The organism is Dellaglioa sp. CoH-56-MRSF-13 (assembly GCF_056782095.1).
Genome location: NZ_JBXAYC010000034.1, coordinates 1 through 606, shown reverse-complemented (window position 1 = coordinate 606; position 606 = coordinate 1). Strand labels below are relative to the sequence as shown.

General features: G+C 53.1%; 1 protein-coding gene. It reads left to right on the top strand.

What is annotated here, in order from left to right:
- The coding region (locus AC1RP1_RS07710; RefSeq protein ID WP_481762675.1) for a hypothetical protein at positions 1-447 on the top strand (447 nt) is incomplete at its 5' end.
- Between the last annotated feature and the right edge of the window lie 159 nt (positions 448-606).

Here is a 606-nt window from a genome sequence, read left to right as displayed (position 1 = left end):
CGCTACATCGGACGCTACAACCCAGAAGCAGAAGACAAGAAAAAGCGCAATCTTGCGGCTTACGACATGCGCACTCTTCTCGCGATTCAGGCACGGCTCGCTGCCGTCACATTCAAACCCACGAACGACAAGAAGTTCCCGGCAAAGGCCGCTGATCGCGCAGAAGGCGTAAAGGGTAGCATGCGTCTCCCGGCCAACAAAACCTTCAAGCTGGTGCTTCGCGCCAACAAGAAGAAAGACACTGGCGCACTTGCGGTGCGCGTCGTGTCCGTTTCGCAAGATGTGAAGCTGAAGTCCGGTGTGGTAAAGAGTGTTGAACTCACGAAGCTTGATCCGGTTGCACGTATGTTCAAGCGTGCCGCACGCTTCCTGCCTGCTGCATTCCAGAATGTTCAGGCACCCCCGAAGCTGCGCCGTGGTCGCGCCGCAAGCTCGGATGATGAGTGAAAAGTTGTAGAAAATGCTTGACACGATTTCGGAAGAGTGTATAATTTTGCACCCTTCTGAGTTTTGAAGTAGATTGTGGTTTGCGGTGACACGCTGGGTAGTGTGTTAGCACAAGCCGCGATCGTGGTAGTAAATACGTAGTGTGTAAGATTGCTCAGA